This is a genomic window from Immundisolibacter sp. (assembly GCF_014359565.1).
Taxonomy (GTDB): Bacteria; Pseudomonadota; Gammaproteobacteria; order Immundisolibacterales; family Immundisolibacteraceae; genus Immundisolibacter.
In genome coordinates this window covers 66,171-90,436 of the sequence record NZ_JACIZD010000004.1, presented here as the reverse complement: position 1 = coordinate 90,436, position 24,266 = coordinate 66,171, and the positions used below count along the sequence as shown (strand labels likewise).

The 24,266-nt window shown below is 68.4% G+C and carries 26 protein-coding genes and 1 pseudogene; all 27 read left to right on the top strand.

The window, feature by feature from the left end; genetic code table 11:
* The first annotated feature begins 122 nt into the window (after window positions 1-122).
* The 27 genes and pseudogenes from acnA to H5U26_RS07905 all read left to right on the top strand — a co-directional run bounded on the left by acnA (window position 123) and on the right by H5U26_RS07905 (window position 24,175).
* Window positions 123-2,822, top strand: a complete 2,700-nt coding sequence (acnA, locus tag H5U26_RS08035; RefSeq protein WP_290618453.1) for an aconitate hydratase AcnA — start codon at window positions 123-125, stop codon at window positions 2,820-2,822.
* Window positions 2,823-2,848: 26 nt separating this feature from the next.
* Window positions 2,849-4,327: a hypothetical protein gene (locus H5U26_RS08030; protein WP_290618451.1), complete on the top strand. Its 1,479-nt coding sequence runs from the start codon at window positions 2,849-2,851 to the stop codon at window positions 4,325-4,327.
* A gap of 126 nt (window positions 4,328-4,453) precedes the next feature.
* Complete coding sequence (locus H5U26_RS08025) at window positions 4,454-5,281, top strand: ATP-binding cassette domain-containing protein (RefSeq protein WP_290618449.1); 828 nt, start codon at window positions 4,454-4,456, stop codon at window positions 5,279-5,281.
* Window positions 5,278-6,060 (top strand): lipid asymmetry maintenance ABC transporter permease subunit MlaE, encoded by a 783-nt coding sequence (gene mlaE / locus H5U26_RS08020; RefSeq protein ID WP_290618447.1) that lies wholly within the window; start codon window positions 5,278-5,280, stop codon window positions 6,058-6,060. The genes H5U26_RS08025 and mlaE overlap by 4 nt, the downstream gene beginning before the upstream one ends.
* A gap of 15 nt (window positions 6,061-6,075) precedes the next feature.
* The gene (mlaD, locus tag H5U26_RS08015) at window positions 6,076-6,555 is read left to right on the top strand and encodes an outer membrane lipid asymmetry maintenance protein MlaD (protein WP_290618445.1); all 480 of its coding nucleotides are present in this window, start codon (window positions 6,076-6,078) and stop codon (window positions 6,553-6,555) included.
* Complete coding sequence (locus H5U26_RS08010) at window positions 6,555-7,163, top strand: ABC transporter substrate-binding protein (protein ID WP_290618443.1); 609 nt, start codon at window positions 6,555-6,557, stop codon at window positions 7,161-7,163. Before mlaD ends, H5U26_RS08010 begins: the two co-directional genes overlap by 1 nt.
* A 10-nt stretch (window positions 7,164-7,173) precedes the next feature.
* Window positions 7,174-7,467 carry an STAS domain-containing protein gene (locus tag H5U26_RS08005; RefSeq protein WP_290618441.1) on the top strand — a complete coding sequence of 98 codons (294 nt, stop codon included), beginning with the start codon at window positions 7,174-7,176 and terminating at the stop codon, window positions 7,465-7,467.
* Window positions 7,464-8,393, top strand: coding sequence for an ABC transporter ATP-binding protein (locus H5U26_RS08000; protein ID WP_290618439.1), 930 nt, complete (start codon window positions 7,464-7,466; stop codon window positions 8,391-8,393). Before H5U26_RS08005 ends, H5U26_RS08000 begins: the two co-directional genes overlap by 4 nt.
* 10 nt (window positions 8,394-8,403) lie before the next feature.
* Window positions 8,404-9,171: an ABC transporter permease gene (locus H5U26_RS07995; RefSeq protein ID WP_290618437.1), complete on the top strand. Its 768-nt coding sequence runs from the start codon at window positions 8,404-8,406 to the stop codon at window positions 9,169-9,171.
* A 65-nt stretch (window positions 9,172-9,236) separates the two neighbouring features.
* Window positions 9,237-9,473 (top strand): BolA/IbaG family iron-sulfur metabolism protein, encoded by a 237-nt coding sequence (locus H5U26_RS07990; RefSeq protein WP_290618435.1) that lies wholly within the window; start codon window positions 9,237-9,239, stop codon window positions 9,471-9,473.
* 31 nt (window positions 9,474-9,504) lie between these two features.
* Window positions 9,505-9,819 carry a Grx4 family monothiol glutaredoxin gene (gene grxD, locus H5U26_RS07985; protein ID WP_290618433.1) on the top strand — a complete coding sequence of 105 codons (315 nt, stop codon included), beginning with the start codon at window positions 9,505-9,507 and terminating at the stop codon, window positions 9,817-9,819.
* 52 nt (window positions 9,820-9,871) lie between these two features.
* Entirely contained in the window at window positions 9,872-11,143 is a 1,272-nt protein-coding gene (gene murA, locus H5U26_RS07980; protein WP_290618431.1) for a UDP-N-acetylglucosamine 1-carboxyvinyltransferase, read from the top strand.
* A 7-nt stretch (window positions 11,144-11,150) separates the two neighbouring features.
* A complete protein-coding gene (gene hisG / locus H5U26_RS07975) occupies window positions 11,151-11,792 on the top strand; it encodes an ATP phosphoribosyltransferase (RefSeq protein WP_290618429.1) in 642 nt (213 codons plus the stop codon).
* Window positions 11,779-13,074, top strand: coding sequence for a histidinol dehydrogenase (gene hisD, locus H5U26_RS07970; protein ID WP_290618427.1), 1,296 nt, complete (start codon window positions 11,779-11,781; stop codon window positions 13,072-13,074). The genes hisG and hisD overlap by 14 nt, the downstream gene beginning before the upstream one ends.
* Window positions 13,071-14,168 carry a histidinol-phosphate transaminase gene (gene hisC, locus H5U26_RS07965; RefSeq protein ID WP_290618425.1) on the top strand — a complete coding sequence of 366 codons (1,098 nt, stop codon included), beginning with the start codon at window positions 13,071-13,073 and terminating at the stop codon, window positions 14,166-14,168. The genes hisD and hisC overlap by 4 nt, the downstream gene beginning before the upstream one ends.
* On the top strand, window positions 14,165-14,761 hold the full coding sequence (hisB, locus tag H5U26_RS07960; RefSeq protein ID WP_290618423.1) for an imidazoleglycerol-phosphate dehydratase HisB: 597 nt from the start codon (window positions 14,165-14,167) through the stop codon (window positions 14,759-14,761). The genes hisC and hisB overlap by 4 nt, the downstream gene beginning before the upstream one ends.
* A 29-nt stretch (window positions 14,762-14,790) precedes the next feature.
* Entirely contained in the window at window positions 14,791-15,444 is a 654-nt protein-coding gene (hisH, locus tag H5U26_RS07955; protein ID WP_290618421.1) for an imidazole glycerol phosphate synthase subunit HisH, read from the top strand.
* Window positions 15,444-16,181: a 1-(5-phosphoribosyl)-5-[(5-phosphoribosylamino)methylideneamino]imidazole-4-carboxamide isomerase gene (hisA, locus tag H5U26_RS07950; RefSeq protein ID WP_290618419.1), complete on the top strand. Its 738-nt coding sequence runs from the start codon at window positions 15,444-15,446 to the stop codon at window positions 16,179-16,181. The genes hisH and hisA overlap by 1 nt, the downstream gene beginning before the upstream one ends.
* 3 nt (window positions 16,182-16,184) lie before the next feature.
* The gene (hisF, locus tag H5U26_RS07945; protein ID WP_290618417.1) at window positions 16,185-16,967 is read left to right on the top strand and encodes an imidazole glycerol phosphate synthase subunit HisF; all 783 of its coding nucleotides are present in this window, start codon (window positions 16,185-16,187) and stop codon (window positions 16,965-16,967) included.
* A complete protein-coding gene (hisI, locus tag H5U26_RS07940) occupies window positions 16,960-17,361 on the top strand; it encodes a phosphoribosyl-AMP cyclohydrolase (protein ID WP_290618415.1) in 402 nt (133 codons plus the stop codon). Before hisF ends, hisI begins: the two co-directional genes overlap by 8 nt.
* Complete coding sequence (locus tag H5U26_RS07935) at window positions 17,354-17,674, top strand: phosphoribosyl-ATP diphosphatase (RefSeq protein WP_290618413.1); 321 nt, start codon at window positions 17,354-17,356, stop codon at window positions 17,672-17,674. Before hisI ends, H5U26_RS07935 begins: the two co-directional genes overlap by 8 nt.
* Window positions 17,675-17,735: 61 nt before the next feature.
* Window positions 17,736-17,984: a Sec-independent protein translocase subunit TatA gene (locus H5U26_RS07930; RefSeq protein ID WP_290618411.1), complete on the top strand. Its 249-nt coding sequence runs from the start codon at window positions 17,736-17,738 to the stop codon at window positions 17,982-17,984.
* A gap of 6 nt (window positions 17,985-17,990) precedes the next feature.
* Window positions 17,991-18,344, top strand: a complete 354-nt coding sequence (gene tatB, locus H5U26_RS07925) for a Sec-independent protein translocase protein TatB (protein WP_290618409.1) — start codon at window positions 17,991-17,993, stop codon at window positions 18,342-18,344.
* Window positions 18,334-19,068, top strand: a pseudogene (gene tatC / locus H5U26_RS07920) (twin-arginine translocase subunit TatC); the annotation flags it as partial. The gene tatB and the pseudogene tatC, both read left to right, overlap by 11 nt.
* 147 nt (window positions 19,069-19,215) lie before the next feature.
* Window positions 19,216-19,833, top strand: a complete 618-nt coding sequence (locus tag H5U26_RS07915; RefSeq protein WP_290618405.1) for a TetR/AcrR family transcriptional regulator — start codon at window positions 19,216-19,218, stop codon at window positions 19,831-19,833.
* Complete coding sequence (locus H5U26_RS07910; RefSeq protein WP_290618403.1) at window positions 19,833-20,918, top strand: efflux RND transporter periplasmic adaptor subunit; 1,086 nt, start codon at window positions 19,833-19,835, stop codon at window positions 20,916-20,918. Before H5U26_RS07915 ends, H5U26_RS07910 begins: the two co-directional genes overlap by 1 nt.
* Window positions 20,915-24,175: an efflux RND transporter permease subunit gene (locus H5U26_RS07905; protein ID WP_290618401.1), complete on the top strand. Its 3,261-nt coding sequence runs from the start codon at window positions 20,915-20,917 to the stop codon at window positions 24,173-24,175. Before H5U26_RS07910 ends, H5U26_RS07905 begins: the two co-directional genes overlap by 4 nt.
* The last annotated feature ends 91 nt before the right edge of the window (window positions 24,176-24,266 follow it).

The following is a 24,266-nucleotide window of genomic DNA, read 5'->3' as shown; positions in this document are numbered from 1 at the left end:
TGCCGAAAAAAGGCCGGCATGTTAGGCGGGGTTGACTATAATTCTAGCCCGCCCGCGCCTATCCCACGGCGCGACCGGCCGGCCTCGCAGCCGGCTGTCACCTGTCAATCTTCGGAGTCGTCATGGGTCAGACCTCGCTCGCCGCTACCCGCCGCACGCTTGCCCTCGCCAGTGGCGAGTCGGCCGCCTATTACAGCCTGCCGGCGCTGGCCGAACTGGGCTTCGGCGACCCAAGCCGCCTGCCGTATTCGGTGCGGGTGTTGCTGGAATCGGCGTTGCGCCACCAGGATCACCCGGCGGTCGAGCCGCACCACGTCGAGGCCCTGCTGGCCTGGGGCCGCGGCGATCCGGATGCCGAGGTGCCGTTCATTCCGGGGCGAGTGATCCTGCAGGACTTCACTGGCGTGCCCTGCGTGGTGGACCTGGCGGCATTGCGCAGCGCCATGGCGGCGGCCGGCAAGGATCCGAAGAAGATCGAGCCGCTGGTGCCGGTGGACCTGGTGATCGACCACTCGGTGCAGGTGGACTTTGCCGGTTCGGCCCAGGCGCTGGGCCAGAACATCCGGCTCGAATTCGAGCGCAACCGGGAGCGTTACGAGTTCCTGCGCTGGGGCCAGGCGGCGTTCGAGACGCTGAGCATCATTCCCCCGGCGGTCGGCATCGTGCATCAGGTCAATCTCGAATACTTTGCCCGTGGCGTGCTGCGTAACAAGGAGGGCGTGCTGTACCCGGACTCGCTGGTCGGCACCGATTCGCACACCACCATGATCAACGGCCTGGGCATCGTCGGCTGGGGCGTGGGCGGCATCGAGGCCGAGGCCTGCATGCTCGGTCAGCCGATCTACATCAAGATGCCGCAGGTGGTCGGCGTGCGCCTGACCGGGGCGCTGCGCGAGGGTGTCACGGCCACCGACCTGACCCTGACGCTGGTGCAGATGCTGCGCAAGTTCGGCGTGGTGGAGAAGTTCGTCGAGTTCTTCGGACCGGGCCTGGACGTGCTGCCGCTGGCCGATCGGGCCACCATTGCCAACATGGCGCCCGAGTACGGCGCCACGATCGGCTTCTTCCCGGTCGATGCCGAGGCGATCAAGTACCTGCAAAACACCGGCCGGTCGGCCGAGGTTTTGGACGAGGTGGAGCGCTACTACCGCGCCCAGGGCATGTTCCGTACCGCAGACAGCGCCGAGCCGCAGTTCACCGACGTGCTGGAGCTGGACATGAGCACGGTCGAGCCGAGCCTGGCCGGCCCCAAACGCCCGCACGACCGGGTCAGTCTGTCCAAGGTGAAGGAAAGCTTCCTGGCCGCGCTCGCCGCGCCGCTGGACAAGGACGGTTTTGGCGTGCCGGCCGACCAGCTTGGCGCCGGCGCGCCGGTGGCCGGCAGCGGCGAGACGCTGCGCCATGGCTCGGTGACCATCGCCGCCATCACCTCGTGCACCAATACCTCGAACCCGTCGGTGATGGTGGGTGCCGGCCTGGTGGCCAAGAAAGCAGTGGCCCGTGGCCTGCACATGCCGGCCTACGTCAAGACCAGCCTGGCACCCGGCTCGCGGGTGGTGAACGAGTACCTGGCCAAGGCCGGACTGCTCGAACCGCTGAATGCGCTGCGCTTCAACATCGTCGGCTACGGCTGCACCACCTGCATCGGCAACTCGGGCCCGCTGGACGAACCGGTGGTCGACGCCATCAACGGCGGCAACCTGGTGGCCGCCGCGGTGCTGTCCGGCAACCGCAACTTCGAGGGTCGCGTCAGCCCCCACACGCGCGCCAATTACCTGGCCTCGCCGCCGCTGGTGGTGGCCTACGCACTGGCCGGCCGGGTGGACATCGACTTCGAGCGCGAGCCGATCGGCACCGGCAGCGACGGGCAGCCGGTGTACCTGCGCGACATCTGGCCGAGCGGCGCCGAGGTGGCGCAGGCCATGACCGCCGCCAGCGATCCGGCTCTGTATCGTCAGGAATACGGCAACGTGGCGCAAAGCAATCCGGACTGGAACGCCATCCCCGTCGACACCGGTTCGGCCGTGTACAACTGGCGGGCGGATTCCACCTACATCCAGCAGCCGCCGTTCTTCGAGCAGTTCCCGCAGCAGCCGTCGGCCATCGCGCCGGTCTGGAACGCCCGCGCGCTGCTGATGCTGGGCGATTTCGTCACCACCGACCACATCTCGCCGGCCGGCAACATCGCCGCCAATTCGCCGGCCGCCCGCTACCTGCTCGAACACGGCGTGCAGAAGGCCGACTGGAACAGCTACGGCTCGCGCCGCGGCAACGACCGGGTGATGACCCGCGGCACCTTCGCCAACATCCGCCTCAAGAACGCGCTGGTGGCGCCCCGCGAAGGCGGCTGGACCAAGTACCTGCCGACCGACGAGGAAATGTCCGTGTATGACGCCGCCATGCGGTACAAGGCCGACGGCACGCCGCTGATCGTGCTGGCCGGCAAGCTGTATGGCGCCGGTTCGTCGCGCGACTGGGCGGCCAAGGGGACCTATCTGCTGGGCGTACGGGCGGTGCTGGCGGAAAGCTTCGAGCGCATCCATCGCTCGAACCTGATCGGCATGGGCGTGCTGCCGCTGCGCTTCAAGGAAGGCGACAGCGCCGCCTCGCTGGGCTTGAAGGGCGACGAGGTGTTCTCGCTGCCGGATCTGGCCGATGACCTCAAGCCCGGCCAGACGCTCACGCTGCGCGTGCAGGCGGCCGACGGCGCGCTGCGCGAGGTGCCGGTAGTGGCCGGCATCGACACGCCGATCGAGGTCGAGTACTACCGCCACGGCGGCATCCTGAACTACGTGCTGCGGCAGTTCATGGCGGCGGCCTGAGCCACCAGGGCCGGACAGAGGTACAGATGAACGACTCGGACCCGGTCGCCGCCCATCCCACGCCGGCGCTGCTGATGGAAGCGCCGGGCGCCCTGCAGAAGGCGCTGGCGGTCAACCTGCATCCGGCCCAGTACGGCAGCATCGTCGAGATCGGCGCCGGCCAGGAAACGGCGCGTTACTTCTTTCGTGCCGGCGGCGCGGCCGGCACCGTGGCCAAGACCATGTCGGCCTACGACATGACCTTCTCGGACGCCATCTATGGCCGCGCACCGGGCGGGCGTTACGTCAGCCGCGCCCGCCTGGGGCGCATGCTGGAGCACGAATTCGGTCTGCTGATCGAACGCCTGGAAGGCCGGCGCGAGCGCGAGACCACGTTCTTTGCCTATGCGGCCACGGTGGCGGCACAGGGCTACAAGCACCGCTCGGAATGCCATGGCTGGCTGGGTTTGCGATTGCAGCTCACGCCGGGCGGCCCGCCCAACGACATCGTGCTGCACGTGCGCATGCTGGACGAGGACGCCCGCGCCCAGCAGGAGGCGCTCGGCATCCTGGGCGTGAACCTCATCTACGGCGCCTTCAACTACGCCGACTCGCCCGAGAAACTGATCGAGAGCCTGGCCGATGATCTGTCCGGCGGTGCCAGCGCCGGTTCGGACCGCATCGAGATCGACATGATCGAGTTCAGCGGTCCGTCTTTCGCCGCTTGCGAAAACCGCCTGCTGAACCTGCACCTGATCCGCAGCTGGCTCACGCGGGCGGTGATGTTCGACCCGGATGGCCACGTGGTGCAGCCCGGCGAGGCGCTGCGCCGCAAGGACGTCCTGGCCGTGCGCTCGAACTTCCGCCCGGTGACCCGCCGTCACGAGGACATGTTCCGGGCCGGCATGGCGGCGTTCGCCGCACAGGCCGGTGGCGAGCGCGAGGACGTGCTGCCGGTGGCCGAGATGACCATGGCCACCGTCATGGAGGACGGCGATCAGGTCAACAACGCCGACTTCCTGGCCCGCGTCGACACGCTCACCGCACTCGGCTACCACGTGCTGGTGTCCGACTATCTGCGCTATTTCCGTCTGCGGGCGTTCCTGCGTCGCTACACGCAGGGCCGCATCGGCATCGTCGCGCGGCTGGACAATCTGCGCGACATCTTCAGTCCGGCGTTCTACTCCGACCTGGAAGGGGGGATTCTGGAGGCCTTCGGGCGTCTGTTTTGCGACAAGACATGGATGTATGTCTATCCAGGGCGGGCTGCCGACGGCACTCTGATCACCGCCGACAATTTCGACCCGAACCCGGCGGTGCACCACATCTACCGCCACCTGTACGAAGGTGGACAGATTCTGGCCCTGGCCGGTGCCAACGAAGCGGTGCTCGACATCGACTGGCGGCAGGTACTGCCGGCGCTGCGCGCCGATGCGCCCGGCTGGGCCAGGCAGGTACCGCCGGTGGTGGCCGAACTGATACGCAACCGCGGCTTGTTCGGTTTTCCATCCAGGGAAGGCTCCTGAGGGCGCGGCAAGCACCACCGGCGCATCGTTCCTGACCGGCGCTTGCCGCAGCGGCTCATGTGACACGCGGTTGACAGTGTCGGCGGGCAAGACCGAGACTTGCCCGCCCTTGCTCCATACCCCTCCATGAATAACAACCAAGACAGTGTCGCCGCTGAGCCGCTGATCCAGATCCGGGGCCTCAGTTTCCGGCGCGGCGCGCGGGTCATCTTCGACCGGGTGGACCTCGATATCCCGCGTGGCAGGATCACCGCCGTGATGGGCCCGAGCGGCACCGGCAAGACCACGCTGCTGAAGCTGATCAGCGGCGTGCTCAGGCCGCAGGCCGGCTCCATCAAGGTGGCCGGCCAGGAAGTGACCACCTTGTCCAGGTCGGACCTGTATGCGCTGCGCAAGCAGATCGGCATGCTGTTTCAGAGCGGTGCGCTGCTGACGGACCTCGATGTGTTCGACAACGTGGCCTACCCGGTGCGCGAGCACACTGACCTGCCTCCGACGCTGCTGCGCTCGCTGGTGCTGATGAAGCTGCAGGCGGTCGGCCTGCGCGGCGCCCGCCACCTGATGGCGAGCGAGCTGTCCGGTGGCATGGCGCGGCGCGTGGCGCTGGCCCGGGCCATCGCGCTGGACCCGATGCTGATCCTCTACGACGAACCGTTCACCGGCCAGGATCCGATTTCCATGGGCATCCTGACGCGGCTGATCGCCGCCCTGAACCGGGCGCTTGGCCTGACCAGTCTGGTGGTGTCGCATGACATCCATGAGACCTGCCGCATCGCCGATTACGCCTACGTAATTGCCCAGGGCAAGGTGATCGGCCATGGCAAGCCCGAGGATCTGCTGGCCTCGACCGAACCGATGGTGCACCAGTTCCTGAGCGGCGAGCCCGACGGCCCGGTGCATTTCCACTACCCGGCGGTCGAGTACCGCGACGACCTGCTGGCGGATGCCTCATGAGCGGTCCGTTGCAAGGGCTGGGTGCGCGCACGCTGGATGGTTTGGCGCGCCTGGGGCGGGCCGGCGGGTTCCTGTTGCCGCTGCTGGCGGCGGTGCCGGCGCAGTTCCTGGCGCCGCGGCGCCTGGCCAAGCAGGTGTTCAGCGTCGGCGTGCTGTCGCTGGTCATCATCCTGGTGTCAGGTCTGTTCGTGGGCATGGTGCTGGGCCTGCAGGGCTACAATACGCTGGTCGATTTCGGCTCCGAGAGCAGTCTTGGCATCGTGGTGGCGCTGTCGCTGGTGCGCGAGCTGGGGCCGGTTCTGAGCGCTCTGCTGTTCGCCGGCCGTGCCGGTTCGGCGCTGACCGCCGAGATCGGCCTGATGAAGGCCACCGAGCAACTGTCGGCGCTGGAAATGATGGCGGTGGACCCGTTCCGGCGCGTGCTGGCGCCGCGCTGGCTGGCCGGCTTCATCAGCCTGCCGTTGCTGGCGGCGGTGTTCAGCGCGGTCGGTATCCTGGGTGGCTACCTGGTCGGGGTAAAACTGCTGGGACTCGACCCCGCGCCGTACTGGTCGCACATGGAAAGCGGCGTCGATTTCTTCGACGACATCCTGAACGGCGTCATCAAGAGTGTGGTGTTCGGTGCCGTGGTGACCTGGGTTGCGGTGTTCGAGGGCTACGATGCCGTGCCGACCGCAGAAGGGGTCGGTCGCGCCACCACGCGCACCGTCGTGACCGCCTCGCTGGCGGTGCTGGGCGCAGACTTTTTGCTCACCGCGCTGATGTTCGGCGAGCCCTGAGGAGAATCCGGTTTCATGCAATCGCGTACCGTCGAGGTGTGGGTGGGTCTGTTCGTGGCGCTGGGGCTGGCGGCGCTGGCGTTTTTGTCGGTGCGGGCGAGCAACCTGGCCGAGTATCGCGATGGTGATGCCTATACCTTGGTGGCACGCTTCGACAACATCGGCACCCTGCGCGTGCGGGCGCCGGTCACGGTGGCCGGCGTGCGGGTCGGGCGCGTGGCGGCGATCGATTTCGACAACGAACGATTCAAGGCGGTGGTCAAGATGGCCATTACCGCCCGCTACGACAACCTGCCGCAGGACACGGTGGCGGCGATCCGTACCGCCGGCTTGATTGGCGAACAATTCGTCGGCCTCGATCCGGGCGGCGCGCCGGACCCGCTCAAGGACGGTGACGAAATCGAGATCACCCAGTCGGCACTGGTGATCGAGCAGCTGATCGGCCAGTTCCTGTACGGGCAGGCCGGCAAGAGTGACAAGGACGGAGGCAAGTGATGGTGAAGCGAATTGCAACGGCGATGTTGGGCCTGCTGTTGGCCGGCACTGCGTGCCTGACGACAGCGTCGGATGATCCCACCGCGGTGGTGCGCGAGACCGCCGAGCGGGTGCTCGACAGCCTGCGCAGCGACCGGGCCCGCTACCAGGACGACCACGCCCTGTTCCAGCTGGTTCGCGACGTGGTGTTCCCGCGTCTGGACCGCGAGCGCACCGCGCAGTGGGTGCTGGGTGCCCACTGGCGCACCGCCACGCCGGCCCAGCGCGAGCAGTTCATCGCCGAATTCTCGGACCTGCTGCTGCGCACCTACGGCACGGCGCTGCGCCAGTACGACAGCGAGAAGCTCAACTACCTGCCGGCGCAGGCTCCGGCCGGCGCCGATCGGGTCACCGTGCGCACCGAGATCATCCGCCCGGACGGCCCCAAGGTCAGCGTGGATTACCTGCTCACCAACCGCAGCGGCGAGTGGAAGGTGTATGACGTGATCATCGAGAACGTCAGCCTGGTGGTGACGTATCGGTCCGAGTATTCGGCCATCATCAAGCGCGACGGCATGGACGGCCTGCTCAAGCAGCTGGCCGACCGCAACCGCAGCGCGAATTCCTGATCGGCGCCCGATGAACGTCGATGCCGACGGCCGGGTGCGGGTCGACGGTCCGCTGACCTTCGCGACGGTGAGCGCGCGCCTGGCGGACAGCGCGCCGCTGTTTCGGCCCCGCCAGCGGCTGAGCTTCGATCTTTCCGGCGTCACCGCGGTGGACAGCGCAGCGCTGGCGCTGCTGGTGGAATGGCTGCGCATGGGCCAGCAAAAGGGCGTGCAGGTCGAATTCACCGCCGTTCCTGCGGCGCTGCGCAGCCTGGCCGAAGTGAGCGAACTGGATCAGATCGACGCCAGCCTGGCGGCTCCATGACGGCGGCCATCGCCGTCCGACAGCTGCACAAGCATTTCGGGCAGGTCCATGCCCTGCGCGGCGTGGACCTGGAAATCCAGCCCGGCGAGTTCTTCGGCCTGCTGGGTCCCAACGGCGCCGGCAAGTCCACCCTGATCAACATCCTTGCCGGCCTGACCCGACCGGATGCCGGTTCCGCCGCCGTGCTGGGCCACGACGTGCAGCGCGATGCCGTGGCGGCGCGCCGGGCCATCGGCGTGGTGCCGCAGGAGCTGGTGTTCGACCCATTCTTCGAGGTGCGCGATTTCCTGCGCATCCAGGCCGGCTACTACGGCGTGGCGCGCAGCAACCGGGCCTGGATCGACGAGCTGCTGCGGGCGCTGGGTCTGGCCGACAAGGCCGGCACCAACATGCGGAACCTGTCCGGCGGCATGAAGCGGCGCGTGCTGATTGCCCAGGCGCTGGTGCACAAGCCGCGTGTGCTGGTGCTCGACGAACCGACGGCCGGTGTCGACGTGGAACTGCGCCAGACCCTGTGGGCCTTCGCGCAGCGCCTGCACGACGAGGGCATGACCATCGTGCTGACCACGCATTACCTCGAAGAGGCCGAGGCGATGTGCGACCGCATCGCCATCATGAGCCACGGCACGGTGGTGGCGCTCGATGACAAGCGCAGCCTGCTGGGGCGCCATCCCTGGTACCAGGTGCACCTGCGCCTGGCCAGCGAGCCGGCCCAGTTGCCGCCGCAAGTCCTCGCCTGCCTGGTTTCGCGCGAACACGGCTGGCTGGTGCTGCGCCTGCAGCGCGGCGGGGACGACCTGTCGCGCGTGCTGTCGGCCTTGCACACGGCCGGGCTGTCGGTGCTGGAGATCAGCACCCGGGAGCAGACGCTGGAGCAGGTGTTCCTGGAACTGACCGCCGGGCATCACCTGCCCGCCGGTGCGTGATGGCCGCGGCATGATCGGCAACTGGCCCGGCCTGTGGACGCTGTTCGTGAAGGAGGTCAAGCGCTTCACGGTCGTGTTCATGCAGACCGTGACCGCGCCGGTGGTCAGCGCGCTGCTGTACCTGTTCATCTTCTCGCACGCGCTGGCCGGTCGGGTGGAGGTGTACCCAGGCGTCAGCTATCCGCAGTTCCTGGTGCCGGGTCTGATGATGATGACCATCATCCAGAACGCGTTTGCCAACACCTCGTCCAGCCTGATTTTCTCGAAGGTCACCGGCAACATCGTGTTCGTGCTGCTGGCGCCGCTGTCGCATCTGGAGTTCTATCTCGCCTTCGTGGGTGCGGCACTGGTGCGGGCGGTGGTGGTCAGCATTGGCGTCTTCGTGGTGGCGTTCTTCTACCTGGGCACGACGGCGTCGCATCCGCTGCTGCTGCTCGTGTTCGGTCTGCTCGGTGGCGGGCTGCTGGCCACCTGCGGCCTGCTGGCCGGCATCTGGGCCGACAAGTTCGACCAGGTGGCCACCGTGCAGAATTTCGTGATCCTGCCGCTGACGTACCTGAGCGGCGTGTTCTATTCCATCCACAGCCTGCCGCCGGCCTGGCAGGCGCTGTCGCGCGCGAATCCCTTTTTCTATCTGATCGACGGCTTCCGGTATGGCTTCTTCGGCCACTCCGACGTGTCGCCGTGGCTGAGCGTGGCGGTCATGGCCGGGGCCAATGTCGCCTTGTGTATACTGTGCCTGCGCCTGCTTTCGCGCGGCTACAAGCTGCGCGGCTGAGGCCCGGAAGGCGCCGCTGCTCCAGCGCTTCCCCAGTTCTGATCTGCACGCCAAGATTCCCGGTCATGGATCCTGCAACCATCAAGCAACTGATCGAAAAGGGTCTGCCGGACTCGCTGGCCCTGGTCGACGGCGACGGTCGCCATTTCGAGGCGGTGGTGGTGTGTGACGCCTTCGCCGGCAAGCGGCTGGTGCAGCAGCATCAGATGGTCTACCAGACTCTGGCCGGGCAGATGCACGATGACGCCGTGCACGCCCTGTCGCTGCGCACCTTCACGCGCGCCGCCTGGGAACAGCGTTGAGCCCCTCACTCCCCCACGCGAGGTAATGGCCATGGATGTGCTCGAAAAGATCGACCGCTTCGTCAATGCGGTGCCGGTGGTGCTGTTCATGAAGGGCGACCGGCGGTTTCCGCAGTGCGGCTTCTCCGGCAAGGCGGTGCAGATGCTGGAGGCCTGCGGCGTCGAGTTCGAAACCGTCAACGTGCTGGCGGACGATGAGGTGCGCCAGGGCATCAAGGCCTACTCCAGCTGGCCGACCATTCCGCAGCTGTACGTCGGCGGCGAGTTCATCGGCGGCAGCGACATCATGCAGGCGCTCTACGAGAGCGGCGAATTGCAGGAACTGCTGGAGTCCGTCAAGGGCTGATCATCGCGCCGGCCCCGGTGCCGGCTACTCGCAGCGCAGGCCAGGATCCACCTTGGAAAAGCTTATCGTTCAGGGCGGCGCGCGCCTGACCGGCGAAATTCGTATTTCGGGCGCCAAGAACGCGGCCCTGCCGATTCTTGCCGCCACCCTGCTGGCCGACGGGCCGATGACCATCGGCAACGTGCCGCATCTGCATGACATCACCACCACGCTGGAGCTGCTCGGGCGCATGGGTGCCACCGTGTCCGTGGACGAGCAGATGCAGATCGAGGTCGACCCGCGCACCGTGACCAACCAGTTCGCGCCCTACGAGCTGGTCAAGACCATGCGCGCTTCCATTCTGGTGCTGGGGCCGCTGCTGGCGCGCTTCGGGCACGCGGAGGTGTCGCTGCCGGGCGGCTGTGCCATCGGTCAGCGGCCGGTCAATCTGCACCTGGACGGCCTGGCCGCCATGGGTGCCCAGATCAAAGTCGAGAACGGCTACATCAAGGCCACGGCGCCGCGCCTGCACGGTGCGCATCTGGTCATGGACCTGGTGTCGGTGACCGCCACCGAGAATTTGATGATGGCGGCTGCCCTGGCCGAGGGCACGACCATCATCGAGAATGCCGCCCGCGAGCCGGAGATAAGCGATCTGGCGCTGTGTCTGACGGCCATGGGCGCCCACATCCAGGGTGCCGGTACCGACACGCTGATCATCGAAGGGCGCCAGAGCCTGTCCGGCGCCCACCACACGGTGGTGCCCGACCGCATCGAGACCGGCACCTACCTGGTCGCCGCCGCGCTCACCGGCGGCCGCGTGAAGCTCAAGGACACCCGGCCTGAACTGCTGGAAATCGTGCTGCACAAGCTGCGCGATGCGGGCGCCCGGATCGACACCGGTCCGGACTGGATCAGCCTGGACATGCAGGGCCGCCGGCCGTTGGCGGTCAGCCTGCGCACCGCGCCGTATCCGGCCATGCCGACCGACATGCAGGCGCAGTTCATGGTGCTGGACATGATCGCCGAGGGCGCCGCCACGGTGACCGAGACCATCTTCGAGAACCGCTTCATGCATGTGCAGGAGCTGCAGCGCATGGGCGCCGACGTGCGCCTGGAAGGTTCCACGGCCTTCATCCGCGGCGTCGAGCGCCTGACCGGGGCGCCGGTGATGGCGACCGACCTGCGCGCCTCGGCGTCGCTGGTGCTGGCTGGACTGGTGGCGGTCGGCGAGACGCAGGTCAGCCGCATCTACCACATCGACCGCGGCTACGAGTGCATCGAGGAGAAGCTCTCGCAGCTTGGTGCCGACATCCGCCGTGTGCCGGACCGCCGCGCGGCCTGAGATCGTCATGGAAGGCTTGCGCATCGCGGTCTCCAAGGGCCGCATCCTGGACGAGACCCTGCCGCTGCTGGCGCGGGTGGGGATCGCGCCGGTGGGCGACATCGGGCGGCGGCTGATCGTCGATACGACCTCCCCCGGCGTGCAGCTGATCATCATCCGTGCCACCGACGTGCCGACCTACGTCGCCTACGGCGCGGCTGACGCCGGCATCGCCGGCAAGGACGTGCTGCTCGAGCACGGTGGCGAGGGCCTTTACGAGCCGCTGGATCTGGGTATCGCCCGCTGCCGGCTGATGGTGTGCGGACGCGCAGACGTGGCGCTGCCGACCGGCCGCCTGCGCGTGGCCACCAAGTACCTGAACATCACCCAGCGCTACTACGCCGAGCGCGGCGTGCAGGTGGAGCCGATCAAGCTCTACGGCTCGATGGAGCTGGCGCCGCTGGTGGGCCTGGCCGACTGCATCGTGGACCTGGTCGACACCGGCAACACGCTGCGCGCCAACGGCCTGGCGCCGCTGGCGCATATCGCCAACATCAGCTCGCGCCTGGTCGTGAACCGGGCCTCGATGAAGCTCAAGCAGCCTGCGCTGGAACGGCTGATCGGCGCGCTGGAAGCCTTGACCCGGCAGGTGACCGATGCGTCGGCTTGACAGTCGGGCGGCCGGTTTCGAGGCTGCCTTCGCCTCACTGCAGGCGGCCGGCGCGCCGGACGACATCGAGGTGCAGGCGCCTGTACAGGCGATCCTGAGCGCGGTGCGCGAGCACGGCGACGAGGCACTGCTGGACTGCACGCGCCGTTTCGACGGCTGGACTCCCGCCGGCGCCGGCGCACTCGAAATCCCCCGCGCGCAGCTCGAGGCGGCCGTGGTGACCATCACGCCGGCCCAGCGCGATGCCCTGCTGGCTGCCGCCGAGCGCGTGCGCGCTTACCACCGGCACCAGCGCCAGGAATCCTGGCAGTACAGCGAAGCCGACGGCAGCGTGCTCGGCCAGCGGGTGACGCCGCTGGACCGGGTCGGTGTGTACGTGCCGGGCGGCAAGGCGGCGTACCCGTCGAGCGTGCTGATGAACGTCATTCCGGCCAAGGTGGCAGGGGTTGCTGAAATCATCATGGTGTCGCCCACCCCGGGTGGTATCGAGAACCCGCTGGTGCTGGCGGCGGCGCACGTTGCCGGTGTGGATCGGGCGTTTCGCATCGGCGGCGCGCAGGCGGTGGCGGCGCTGGCCTACGGCACGGCGACCGTCCCGGCTGTGGACAAGATCGTCGGTCCGGGCAACCGCTACGTGGCGGCCGCCAAGCGGCAGGTGTTCGGCACCGTCGGCATTGACATGATCGCCGGCCCGTCGGAGGTGGTGATCGTCGCCGACGGCAGCGCCCCGGCCGACTGGCTGGCCCATGACCTGTTCGCGCAGGCCGAGCACGACGAGCAGGCGCGGTCCATTCTGCTGTGCCCGGATGCGGCCTATCTGGACCGCGTGGCCGAGCGCATGGCGGCCCTACTGCCGAGTCTTGAGCGGCGCGTCATCGTCGAGGCCGCGCTGCACCGGCACGGAGCCTTGATCCTGACCCGCGATCTGACCGAGGCCGCCGCGCTCGCCAGCGCGTTGGCGCCCGAGCACCTGGAGCTGGCGGTGGCCGATCCGCAGGCGCTGTTGCCGCACATTCGCCACGCCGGGGCGATATTTCTGGGCGCCCACTCGCCGGAAGCCATCGGCGATTACTGCGCCGGACCCAACCACGTGCTGCCGACGGCGCGCACGGCGCGCTTCAGCTCGCCGCTGGGCGTGTACGACTTTCAGAAACGCAGCAGCCTGATTGGCCTGAGCGCCGCCGGTGCCGCGGCGCTGGCGCCGCTGGCCGCGGAGCTTGCCCGTGGCGAGGGTCTGAGCGCCCACGCGCGTTCGGCCGAATGCCGGCTGGAGCGGCCATGAGCGGGTCACCGGCCGCGCGCATCGACGCCTTGCTGCGGCCTGAAATTCGGGCGCTGAGTGCCTATCACGTGCCGCCGGCGGCGGGCCTGCTCAAGCTCGACGCCATGGAGAATCCCTACCCGTGGCCGGGCGAGCTCGAGGAAGAATGGCTGGCCGGCCTGCGTGGCGTGGAACTGAACCGCTACCCGTTGCCGCACCCGGCCGAACTGGCGCAGGCGCTGGCCCGCCAGGCCGGCGTGCCGCCAGGTCGCGGACTGCTGCTGGGCAACGGTTCGGACGAGCTGATTCAGCTGATCGACCTGTGTCTGGCGCGGCCTGGCGCCAGCGTGTTGCTGCCCACGCCGACCTTCTCGATGTACTCGCTGATCGCGCGCGTGGCGGGCCTGGACGTGATCGACGTGCCGCTGCGGGCGGATTTCGGTCTGGACCTGCCGGCGATGCGGGCGGCCATCGACCGCCACCGGCCGGCCCTGATTTATCTGGCCTGTCCGAACAATCCCACCGCCGGGCTGTTCGCCCCGGCCGACCTGCGCGCGCTGATCGGCGCCGCGCCCGGCCTGGTGGTGGTGGACGAGGCCTACTTCCCGTTCGCCGGGCGCAGCGTGTTGCCCTGGCTGCTGGAATTCGATCATCTGCTGGTACTGCGCACGCTATCGAAGGTGGGCCTGGCCGGCTTGCGGCTGGGCTATCTGATCGGCCACCCGGACTGGCTGGCACAGTTCGACAAGGCCCGGCTGCCCTACAACATCAACACCCTGACGCAGCGGTCGGCGCGGTTCGCGCTGGCGCACGCGGACCGGCTGGCCGCCGAGGCGGCGCGCATCTGCGAGCAGCGCCAACGCCTGTTGCAGGCACTGAAAGCCCTGCCGGGCGTCACGGTTTATCCAAGCGACGCCAATTTCATCCTGCTGCGTCTGCCGCCCGGCCAGGCGCCGGCCACGCACGGGGCGCTGCAACAGGCCGGTATACTGGTCAAGAACGTCCACGGCGGCCATCCACTGCTGACCGATTGCCTGCGGGTGACGGTCGGCACGGCGGCCGAGAACGAGGCCCTGCTTGCCGCCCTGCGGGCGCATTTGACCGGTACGGTATGAACAGCCAGCGCAGCGCCGACATCCGGCGCACCACCCGCGAGACCGACATCCGGGTTCAGGTGAATCTGGACGGCAGCGGCGCCTCGAAGCTGGCCAGCGGCTTGCCTTTCCTGGACCACATGCTCGAACAGGTGGCCCGCCACGGCGCGCTCGACATCACGGTCGAGGCCACCGGCGACCTGCACATCGACGCCCACCACACGGTGGAAGACATTGGCATCACCTTCGGCCAGGCCGTGCAGCAGGCGCTGGGCGACTGCGCCGGCATCACCCGCTACGGCCACGCCTACGTGCCGCTCGACGAGGCGCTGTCACGGGTGGTGCTGGACTGTTCCGGCCGGCCGGGGCTGGTCTACGCGGTGGACTATCCACGGGCCCGGGTCGGGGACTTCGACGTCGACCTGCTGCGCGAGTTCTTCCAGGGCTTCGTCAACCATGCGCTGGTGACGCTGCACATCGACTGCCTGCGCGGCGGCAACGCGCACCACATCGCCGAGACCGTGTTCAAGGCCTTCGGCCGGGCACTGCGCACGGCATTGGCCATCGATCCGCGGGCCGCCGGCAGTGTGCCGTCGACCAAGGGCAGCCTTTGACAGCAACCGGTCGATTTTCCTGACGCGCCATGAACGACACCGTCGTCATCGACTTTGGCATGGGCAACCTGCGGTCGGTGGCCAAGGCGCTGGAGCACGTCGGTGCCCGCGTGCAGGTCAGTGCCGATCCGGCCGTGATCCGCAACGCGGCGCGGGTGGTGTTTCCCGGCCAGGGCGCGATCGGCGCCTGCGTGGTGCGCCTGGCCGATAGCGGCCTGGCGGATGCGGTGCGCGAGGCGGCCTTGACCAAGCCGTTCCTGGGCATCTGTCTTGGCCTGCAGGCGCTGCTGGAGTTCAGCGAGGAAGACGGCGGCGTGCCCGGCCTGGGTCTGGTTGCCGGGCGCGTGGCGCGCTTCGCGGACGGCGAGTTGCTGCCGGGCGGCGAACGGCGCAAGGTGCCGCACATGGGCTGGAATCAGGTCGGCTTCACGAAATCGCATCCCGTGCTGGCCGGCATCCCGGATGGCGCGTGGTTTTACTTCGTGCACAGTTACTACGTGTGCCCCGCGGATGAGGCACTCGTGCTTGGGCGCAGCCAGCACGGCAGCACGGCGTTCGCCTGCGCGCTGGCGCGCGGCAACCTGCTGGCGACACAGTTTCATCCGGAAAAGAGTCATCACGCGGGCCTGCGTCTGCTGGCCAACTTCGTGAGCTGGGACGGCACTACCCGAGGAGAGGACTGATGCTGCTGATACCCGCCATCGACCTGAAGGGCGGCAAGTGCGTGCGCCTGCGCCAGGGGCACATGGATGACGTGACGGTGTTCGACGACGACCCGGTCGCCGTGGCCCGCCGCTGGGTGGAGCAGGGTGCCACGCGCGTGCACGTGGTGGACCTGGATGGCGCCGTGGCGGGCCGGCCGGTCAACGCCAAGGTCATCGCCGCGATCACGGCCGCAGTCGCCGGCGTGGACGTGCAGGTCGGCGGCGGCATCCGCGACGAGGACACCATCGAGGCCTATCTGGACGCCGGCGTGCGCTACGTGATCCTGGGCACGCAGGCGGTCAACGTGCCGCACTTCGTGGGCGATGCCTGCACCGAGTACCCGGGCCATATCATCGTGGGGCTGGACGCCCGCGACGGCAAGGTAGCCATCGACGGCTGGTCCAAGCTGTCGCAGCACGGCGTGATCGACATGGCCCAGCATTTCGAGCGCGACGGCGTGGAAGCCATCATCTATACCGACATCGGTCGCGACGGCATGCTGCGCGGCGTCAACGTGGACGGCGTGGTCGAGCTGGCGCGCGCCGTGACGGTGCCGGTGATTGCCTCCGGTGGCGTGACGGATCTGGCCGACATCGAGGCCCTGTGCGCCGTCGCCGGCGAGGGCGTGTCCGGTGTGGTGATCGGCCGCGCCCTGTACGAGGGCAGCCTCGACCTGCCGACGGCGCTGCGGCGCGTCGTGGAACTGGGCGGCTAGGGCGTGCTCGCCAAGCGCATCATTCCGTGTCTGGACGTCGACCACGGGCGCGTCGTCAAGGGCGTGCGCTTCGTCGAACTGCGCGACGCCGGTGACCCGGTGGAAACCGGCAAGCGCTACAGCGAGGCCGGCGCCGACGAACTGGTGTTCCTGGACATCACCGCCAGCGCGGACGACCGCGACACGCTGCTGCACGTGGTGGAAGCGGTCGCCGAGCAGGTGTTCATCCCCTTCACGGTCGGCGGTGGCGTACGCAGCGTCGAGGACATCCGCCGCCTGCTGGTGGCCGGCGCCGACAAGGTGTCGATCAACACTGCCGCCGTGCAGCGGCCGCAGCTGGTGGCCGAGGCGGCGCAGCAGTTCGGCAGCCAGTGCATCGTGGTCGCCATCGACGCCAAGCAGGTCGGGCCGCAGCGCTGGGAGGTGTTCACCCACGGCGGGCGGCGCGCCACCGGCCTCGATGCCATCGAGTGGGCGCAGCGCATGGTGGCGCTCGGCGCCGGCGAGCTGCTGCTGACCAGCATGGACCGCGACGGCACCCGCGAGGGCTTTGACCTGGAACTCACGCGCCGCGTGAGCGACGCCGTGCCGGTGCCGGTGATCGCCTCCGGCGGCGTTGGCAATCTGGATCACCTGCGCGACGGCGTGCTGCTGGGGCATGCCGACGCGGTGCTGGCGGCCAGCATCTTTCATTTCGGCGACTACAGCATCGACCAGGCCAAGGCGCGCCTGGCAGCGGCCGGCGTGGTGGTGCGCCGTGACGATCCGGCGCTGGCCGATGCCTGATTTTCTGGACGCCGTGCGCTGGGACGAACGGGGTCTGGTGCCGGCCATCGCCCAGGACGCCGGCAGCGGCCGGGTGCTGATGATGGCGTGGATGAACCGCGAGGCGCTGGCCGCCACCGTGGCCGAGGGCGTTGCCGTGTATTGGTCGCGCTCGCGCGGGCGGCTGTGGCGCAAGGGCGAGACCTCCGGACACACGCAAATCGTGCGCGAGCTGCGCCTGGACTGCGACGGCGACACCGTGTTGCTGACCGTGGAACAACGGGGCGGCATCGCCTGTCATACCGGCCGCGAGCGGTGCTTTTTTTTGCGCCTCGCCGACGGCGAGTGGCTCGCCGACGAGCCGGTGCTGCGCAGCCCAGACGCCATTTATCCGGGCGCAAGCGGCCATGAGTGACGTGCTTGCCCGCCTGCAGGCGGTGCTGGAAGCGCGCCGCGGCGCGGCGCCCGAAAGCTCTTACGTCGCCAGGCTGCTGGCCGGTGGCGCCGACGGCATGCTGAAGAAAATCGGCGAGGAAGCCACCGAGCTGGTCATGGCCGGCAAGGATGGGGTGCCCGAGCGCATCGTCGCCGAGGCGGCCGATCTGTGGTTTCACACGATGGTCGTGCTGGTGGCGCAGAATCTGTCGGTCGACGACGTGCTGGCGGAACTGGAGCGGCGCTTCGGGCGCTCGGGACTGGACGAGAAGGCCAGCCGCGGCGTGCCCTGAGCGTCCGATAGCCGGTTCGAGCGGCAGGATCAATGATTCACCCAACTTGGAGGATAGGGCCATGGGCCTGGAAGGCATCACGCCGCTGCGACTGCTGATCATTCTGGCGATCGTGCTGGTGCTGTTCGGCGGCAAGCGCCTGCGCAGCCTGGGCGGGGATCTGGGCGGCGCCATCAAGGGCTTTCGCAATGCCATGAAGGAAGGCGAGAAGGACGAGGCGACGCGCGAGGCCGAGCGCCTGGCCGACCGCCGCAGCGAGCCGGCGCGCCCCGCCGACAGCACCTCGCAGCGCGAGCATCACGACGGCTGAGGCAGCGTGTTCGACATCGGATTCAGCGAGCTGCTGCTGTGTGGCGTGATCGCCCTGCTGGTGCTGGGCCCGGAACGCTTGCCGCAGGCAGCCCGCACGGCCGGCCTGTGGATGGGCCGCTTGCGCGCGACCGTGCAGCGTTTTACGGCTGAGGTCGACCGCGAGCTGAAGGCCGAGGAACTGCGCCAGACCCTGCGCGAAGAGGCCCGGCGGTTGGCAGAGCCCGTCGAGGCGCTGCACAAGGACGTGGTGGAGGCCGGTACGGAACTGGCAGCTGCGGCCAGCGCGCAGGTGGATTCGTCGGCACCGACCCAAAGCCCTGAATCCAACAAAACGAGTGCCGCCAGCGATGGAACCTGAGGAAGCACCCCAGCAGTCCCTGATGTCGCATCTGCTGGAGCTGCGCACCCGGCTGCTGCGGTCGGCGGTGATCATCGTGGTGCTGATGTTCTCGCTGATGCCGTTCGCCAACCCGCTGTACACGACGCTTGCGCAGCCGCTGATGCAGCGCCTGCCGGAAGGCGCCTCGATGATCGCCACCGGCGTTGCGGCGCCGTTTCTGGCGCCGTTCAAGTTCGCGATGATGCTGGCGGTCTATCTGGCCATGCCACTGGTGCTGCACCAGGCCTGGGCCTTTGTCGCGCCGGGCCTGTACCTGCGCGAACGGGCCCTGGCCTTGCCCATGCTGATCAGCAGTGTGCTGCTGTTTTATCTGGGCATGGCGTTCGCGTATTTCGTGGTGTTCCCGATCATCTTCGGCTTCTTTGCCGCCGCAGCGCCAGCCGGCGTGCTGGTAATGACCGATGTGACCAGTTACCTGGATTTCGTGCTGACGCTGTTCCTGGCCTTCGGGGTTGCCTTCGAGGTGCCGGTGATCGTGGTTCTGCTGGTGTCGCTGGGCTTCGTCGACATCGCTACCTTGCGCAAGGGACGGCCGTACGTGATCGTCGGCGCGTTCATCGTCGGCATGCTGCTGACGCCGCCGGACGTGTTCTCGCAAACCATCCTGGCGGTGCCGGTGTGGCTTTTGTTTGAGCTGGGGTTGCTGGTGGCCAAGCTGCTCGCGAGGCGTGCGCAGCGGCGTGAAGCAGCCTCGACCAGCGAGTGACCGGTTGGAGCCGGCGAATCTGGCCTGACTGTTGCTAAATGATGCGGCGCCGGACTGGCGTTTACGGCACGGATCAGTATCATGCGCAGCCGCGCCTAACGTTCATTCAGGAATAAAAAACCAATGCCGCCTGCAACAGACAAGCTCATCCGTCGCCTGAGCAAGGAAGACATCCTGGAAAAAACGGCGCCGCTGTTCGCCGCCGGTGGCTACGCGGCCACCTCCATGCGCGACCTGGCCAAGGCCTGCGGCATCACGCCGGCGGCGCTGTATCACCACTTCACCGACAAGGACCAGCTGTATCTGGAAGTGCTGGAGTACACCTTCCGGCGCCGCATCGGCCGCATGGGCGAGGCCCTCAAGGGCCTGACGACGTTCGAGGACAAGGTGCGCCGGGTGGTGGAAGTGCTGGTCGACGCCATCCACGGCGACGAATTGTTCCTGCCCATGTTGCGGCGCGAGCTGCTGGAGCGGGACGAGAAGCGGCTCGAATACCTGGCAACCCGGGTATTCGCCGAACCGTTCCGGGAAATCATGCGCGTGGGACGCGACCTGCCGCCCGGCAACTACCGGCCCTCGTTCCTGGCGAGCTCTGCGTTGGCACTGACCATCGGGCACTACACCCTGGAGCCGGTACGGCGCTATCTGATGCCCTCCGACACGCCGGACGATCTGCGTCAGGCGATCATCGATCACGTCACGGACCTGGCCCTGCACGGTATGCGCAAGGATCCGAAGTAATGCTCCGCCGGCCAGGGATTGGCCGCCCGCTGCTGTTTGTGCTGTTACCGCTGCTGCTGGCAGCCTGCGGCGATTCGACTCCATCGTCAGCGCCGCGCAGCCGCAACGATCTTGAACTGGCCACCGCCGGCGTCAGCACGGTGCCGCGCTATTACACGGCCCCCGGCAGCGTGATTGCCGATGAGCGCGTGCAGCTGTCGTCGCGCATCAGCGGCTTCATCCGCAAGCTCGCAGTGCGGGAAGGGGACCTGGTCCGCGAGGGCCAGGTGGTGGTTGAAATCGACCCGTCCGACGTGGAGGGTGCGGTGCGGCGGGCGGCCGCGGCGCTCGCCTCGGCGCAGGCCGATCTGGCCGATGCACGGGTGGACGTGGACAAGTTCACCGCCCTGACCAAGACCGGCGCCGTGCCGATGGACACCCTGCGCAAGGCGCAAGTGCGGCGCCAGGTGGCGCAGGCGCGCCTGGCCGAGGCCCAGGCGGCACTCGAAACCGCCAATGCCCAGCGGGCCTACACCAGCATCATCAGCCCGGTCGACGGCGTGGTGGTCGCGCGGCTGCGCGAGGCCGGTGATCTGGCCACGCCGGGCGTGCCCATTCTGGAAATCGAGGCCCGGAACACGCTGGTGTTCCAGACCTACGTCGCCGAGAGCCGCGTCACGCAGCTCGACCCGGCGCAGCCGGTGCGCGTGAAACTCGACGCCGCGCCGCAGGCCTACGAAGGGCGTCTGTTGCGGGTGGTGCCGTCAGCCGATCCAGCCACCCGGCGCTACGAGGTCAAGGTCAGTCTGCCGATTGCCGCCGGGCTGCTGCCGGGCATGTTCGGGCGCGCCCAGTTCCACGTGGGTGAAGATCAGCCCCTGACCGTGCCGCAGGCGGCGCTGACCGAGCGCGGTGGTCTTTCGGGCGTGTTCCGGGTGGCGGCGGACGGTCGGGTCGAGTTTCGCTGGCTGCGCACCCGTCGACAGATCGACGGGCGGGTGGAGGTCACGGCCGGCCTTGTGGACGGCGACCGGCTGGTGCTGAACCCGCCGGCCGACCTGCGTGACGGGGATCGCCTGGCGGTCAGCACGCCTGCCGCGCAATGAGCGATCCGCGCTTCAACGTCGCTGGCCGTCTGGCCAGCTTTTTTGTCGATTCGAAGCTCACGCCGCTGGTGATCCTGGGCGTGTCCCTGTTCGGCACGCTGGCCCTGCTGCTGACCCCGCGTGAGGAGAACCCACAGATCCTGGTGCCGGCCGCGCAGGTCAGCGTGGCGCTGCCCGGTGCCAGTGCGCAGGAGGTCGAACGCCTGCTGCTGACGCCGCTGGAAGCGGCGTTGTCCGAAATGCCGGACGTGAAGCACACCTATGGCACGGCCAGCAACTCCCTGGCCTCGGTGCAGGTCGAGTTCGACGTGGGCGTGCCCAAGGAAGCGGCTCTGGTGCGCGTCTACGACAAGGTCGAGCAACTGCGCCCGCGCCTGCCGCCGCAGGCCGGTGCGCCGACCGTCACGCCGATCGACGCCGACGACGTGCCGGTGGTCACCATTACCCTGGCCTCGGCCGAGTATGACGACCATGCCCTGAAACGCGTGGCCGACCGCATGGCCGAACGCCTGCGCAGTGTGCGCGGGGTGTCGATCGTGCAGGTCTATGGCGGGCGTGATCGCGAGCTGCGGGTGGAGGTGGAGCCCGAGCGCATGCAGGCCTTCGGCATCACCCTGGATCAGGGCCTGGCGCGCCTGGCGGCGTCCAACCTGGCGCGCCCGGTGGGCGACATCACCGAGCGCGGCGAACGGGCCGGTGTGTATCTGGACAACCAGCTGGCGTCGCTGGAAGACCTGCGGCACCTGGTGGTGGGCGAGAGCAAGGGCCGGCTGATCTACCTTGAAGACGTCGCGGAAATCATCGACGGCCCGCCGCAGGACCGCCACAGCATGGCCCGGCTGGCCTTCGGTGCGGCGGATCCGCGTTTTGCAGCGCTGGGTGGCCAGGAACTGCCGGCAGTGACCATCGCCGTGGCCAAGAAGTCCGGCCAGAACGCCGTGCGCATCGGCCAGCAGGTCCAGGAGCGCGTGCTGCGCATGCAGCGCCAGTTCGTGCCCGCCAGCGTGCAGGTGGTGACCACGCGCAACGACGGCGACAAGGCCGACGACGCCGTCAACACGCTGGTCGAACATCTGGCAGTCGCCATCCTGGCGGTGGTCGGGACGCTGTTGCTGACGCTGGGCTGGCGCGAGGGCCTGATGGTGATGCTGGTGGTGCCGCTGGTGATGCTCACCGTGGTCATGGCCGACGGCTTTGCCGGGGTCACCATCAACCGTGTGGCGCTGTTCGCGCTGATCCTGGCGCTCGGCTCGCTGGTGGACGACGCCATCGTGGTGGTGGAGAACATCTACCGCCACTACACCGACAATCCGGCCGGCGACCGGCGGGCGATGGCCGTGCTGGCGGTGGCCGAGATCGGCAACGCCACCAATTTCGCCACCTTTTCGATGATGGCGGTATTCGCGGCCATGATCGTGGTCAGCGGCATGCCGGGGGAGTTTTTCTTCCCGATCGTGTTCAACCTGCCGACGGCGATGTTCACCTCGCTGCTGTTCGCCTATGTGGTCACGCCCTGGGCGGCGCGCCGGTGGCTGCGGCCCAAGCCCCTGCTCGGTGATTTTCAGGCCCACAGTGCGCAGGCCTACGGCGCCTACGATCGGGTGCTGTGCCTGCTGCTGGACCGGCCGCTGGCGCGCCGCGCGCTGTATGTGGCCATGGTCGGGCTGATTGCGCTCAGCGCCCTGATGCCGGCCTGGCAGTACCTGCGCCCGTCCGGGCCGGTCGGCGAGAAGTCGCTGCTGGGCCTGCTGATGACCTTCCTGCCCAAGGACGACGTCAACACCTTCAACATCTTCGTCGACCTGCCGGAGAACGCCAGCGTCGAGCAGACCGACGCGCTGGTGCGCGAGGTCGGGCGCGAGCTGCGTGCCACGCCCGAGGTCAGCAACTACCTGGTGGCGCTGGCCCAGCCGGGGGTCACGGACCTGTCGAACCTGCTGCGCGGCAGCCTGAATCGGTACGCGCCGTACCAGGCCGAGGTGCGCGTCAACCTGATCCACCGCCGGCAGCGGGCGCGCACCTCGCTCGACATCGTGGCCGAGCTGCGCCCGCGCCTGCACGCGGTGAGCCAGCGCTATCCGGGCAGCGTGATCCGTACCTTTGACGATCCGCCGGGGCCGCCCAGCCGCGCCAAGGTGCTGGCCGAGGTGTACGGCACCGATCAGGACGACATGCGTCGCGTGGCGGCGGATGTGCTCACGCAGTTCGAGGCCACGGCCGGCGTGGCCGAGGTGTTCGATTCGGTCACCGAGCCGGTGCACCGCCACCGCGTGGTGGTGGACGAGGAAAAGGCCGCCCTGTCGGGCGTGTCCAGTCGGCAGATCGCGGACGTGCTGCAGGTGCTGTTCGAGGGCGTCGCGGTCGGGCGCGTGCACCTGCCGGACGAGCGCAACGTGGTGCCGATCCGCATCCAGGTGCCGCGCCGCGACGAGCTGCGCCCGCAGGACCTGGACCGCATTCAGCTGAGCAACGCCGCCGGCCAGATCGTGCCGCTGTCGGAACTGGTGCACGTGGTGGCGGATCGCGAGGACGAGCCGATCCTGCACAAGGACAACGAGCGGGTAATCTTCGTCGGCAGCGAGTACCTGACCGGCGCCGGTCTTTACGCGGTGCTCGGCTTGAACCAGCGGCTGGCAGCCGTCGAAGGCAGCCAGGGCCAGCCGCTGCGGGTCGGCAACCTGGGTCTTTACGACGAACCGCCGGACACCATCCGCGGCACCAACATGCTGTGGGAAGGCGAGACGCGCATGATGCTCGACGCCTACCGCGACATGACCTACGCGCTGCTGCTGGCGATCTGCGTGGTGTACCTGATGCTGGTGGCGTACTACCGCTCGTTCGCGATCCCGCTGGTGGCGCTGGCGGCGCTGCCGCTGGCCTTCATCGGCGTGTTTCCGGGGCACCTGATCATGGGGGCCGAATTCTCGGGCGCCTCGATGGTCGGCATCATCGCCCTGGTCGGCATGGTGGTGCGCGCCTCGCTGCTGATCATCGAGTTCGGCCGCGACGCCGAGGCGCAGGGCATGACCCTGCGCGAGGCCATGCGCACGGCCTGCGCGCTGCGCCTGCGCCCGATCGTGCTGACCTCGCTGACCAACATCCTGGGCGCCACCGTGATGCTGCTGGACCCGGTGTTCCAGGGTCTGGCCATCAGCGTCATATTCGGCACGCTGTTCTCGACCGGGCTGACCATGATCGTGGTACCGGCGCTGTACTACGCCTATCGCCAGCGGCTGCTGCGAGTGGCGGCGGTCTGAACACGGCCTCGGGCCCGAACTAACGAGCCCCTGAAGGCAGGGGCTGCGGGCGGCGTCCCCGTGGGAGCGGCGCCCCCGCCGCGAATCTTCC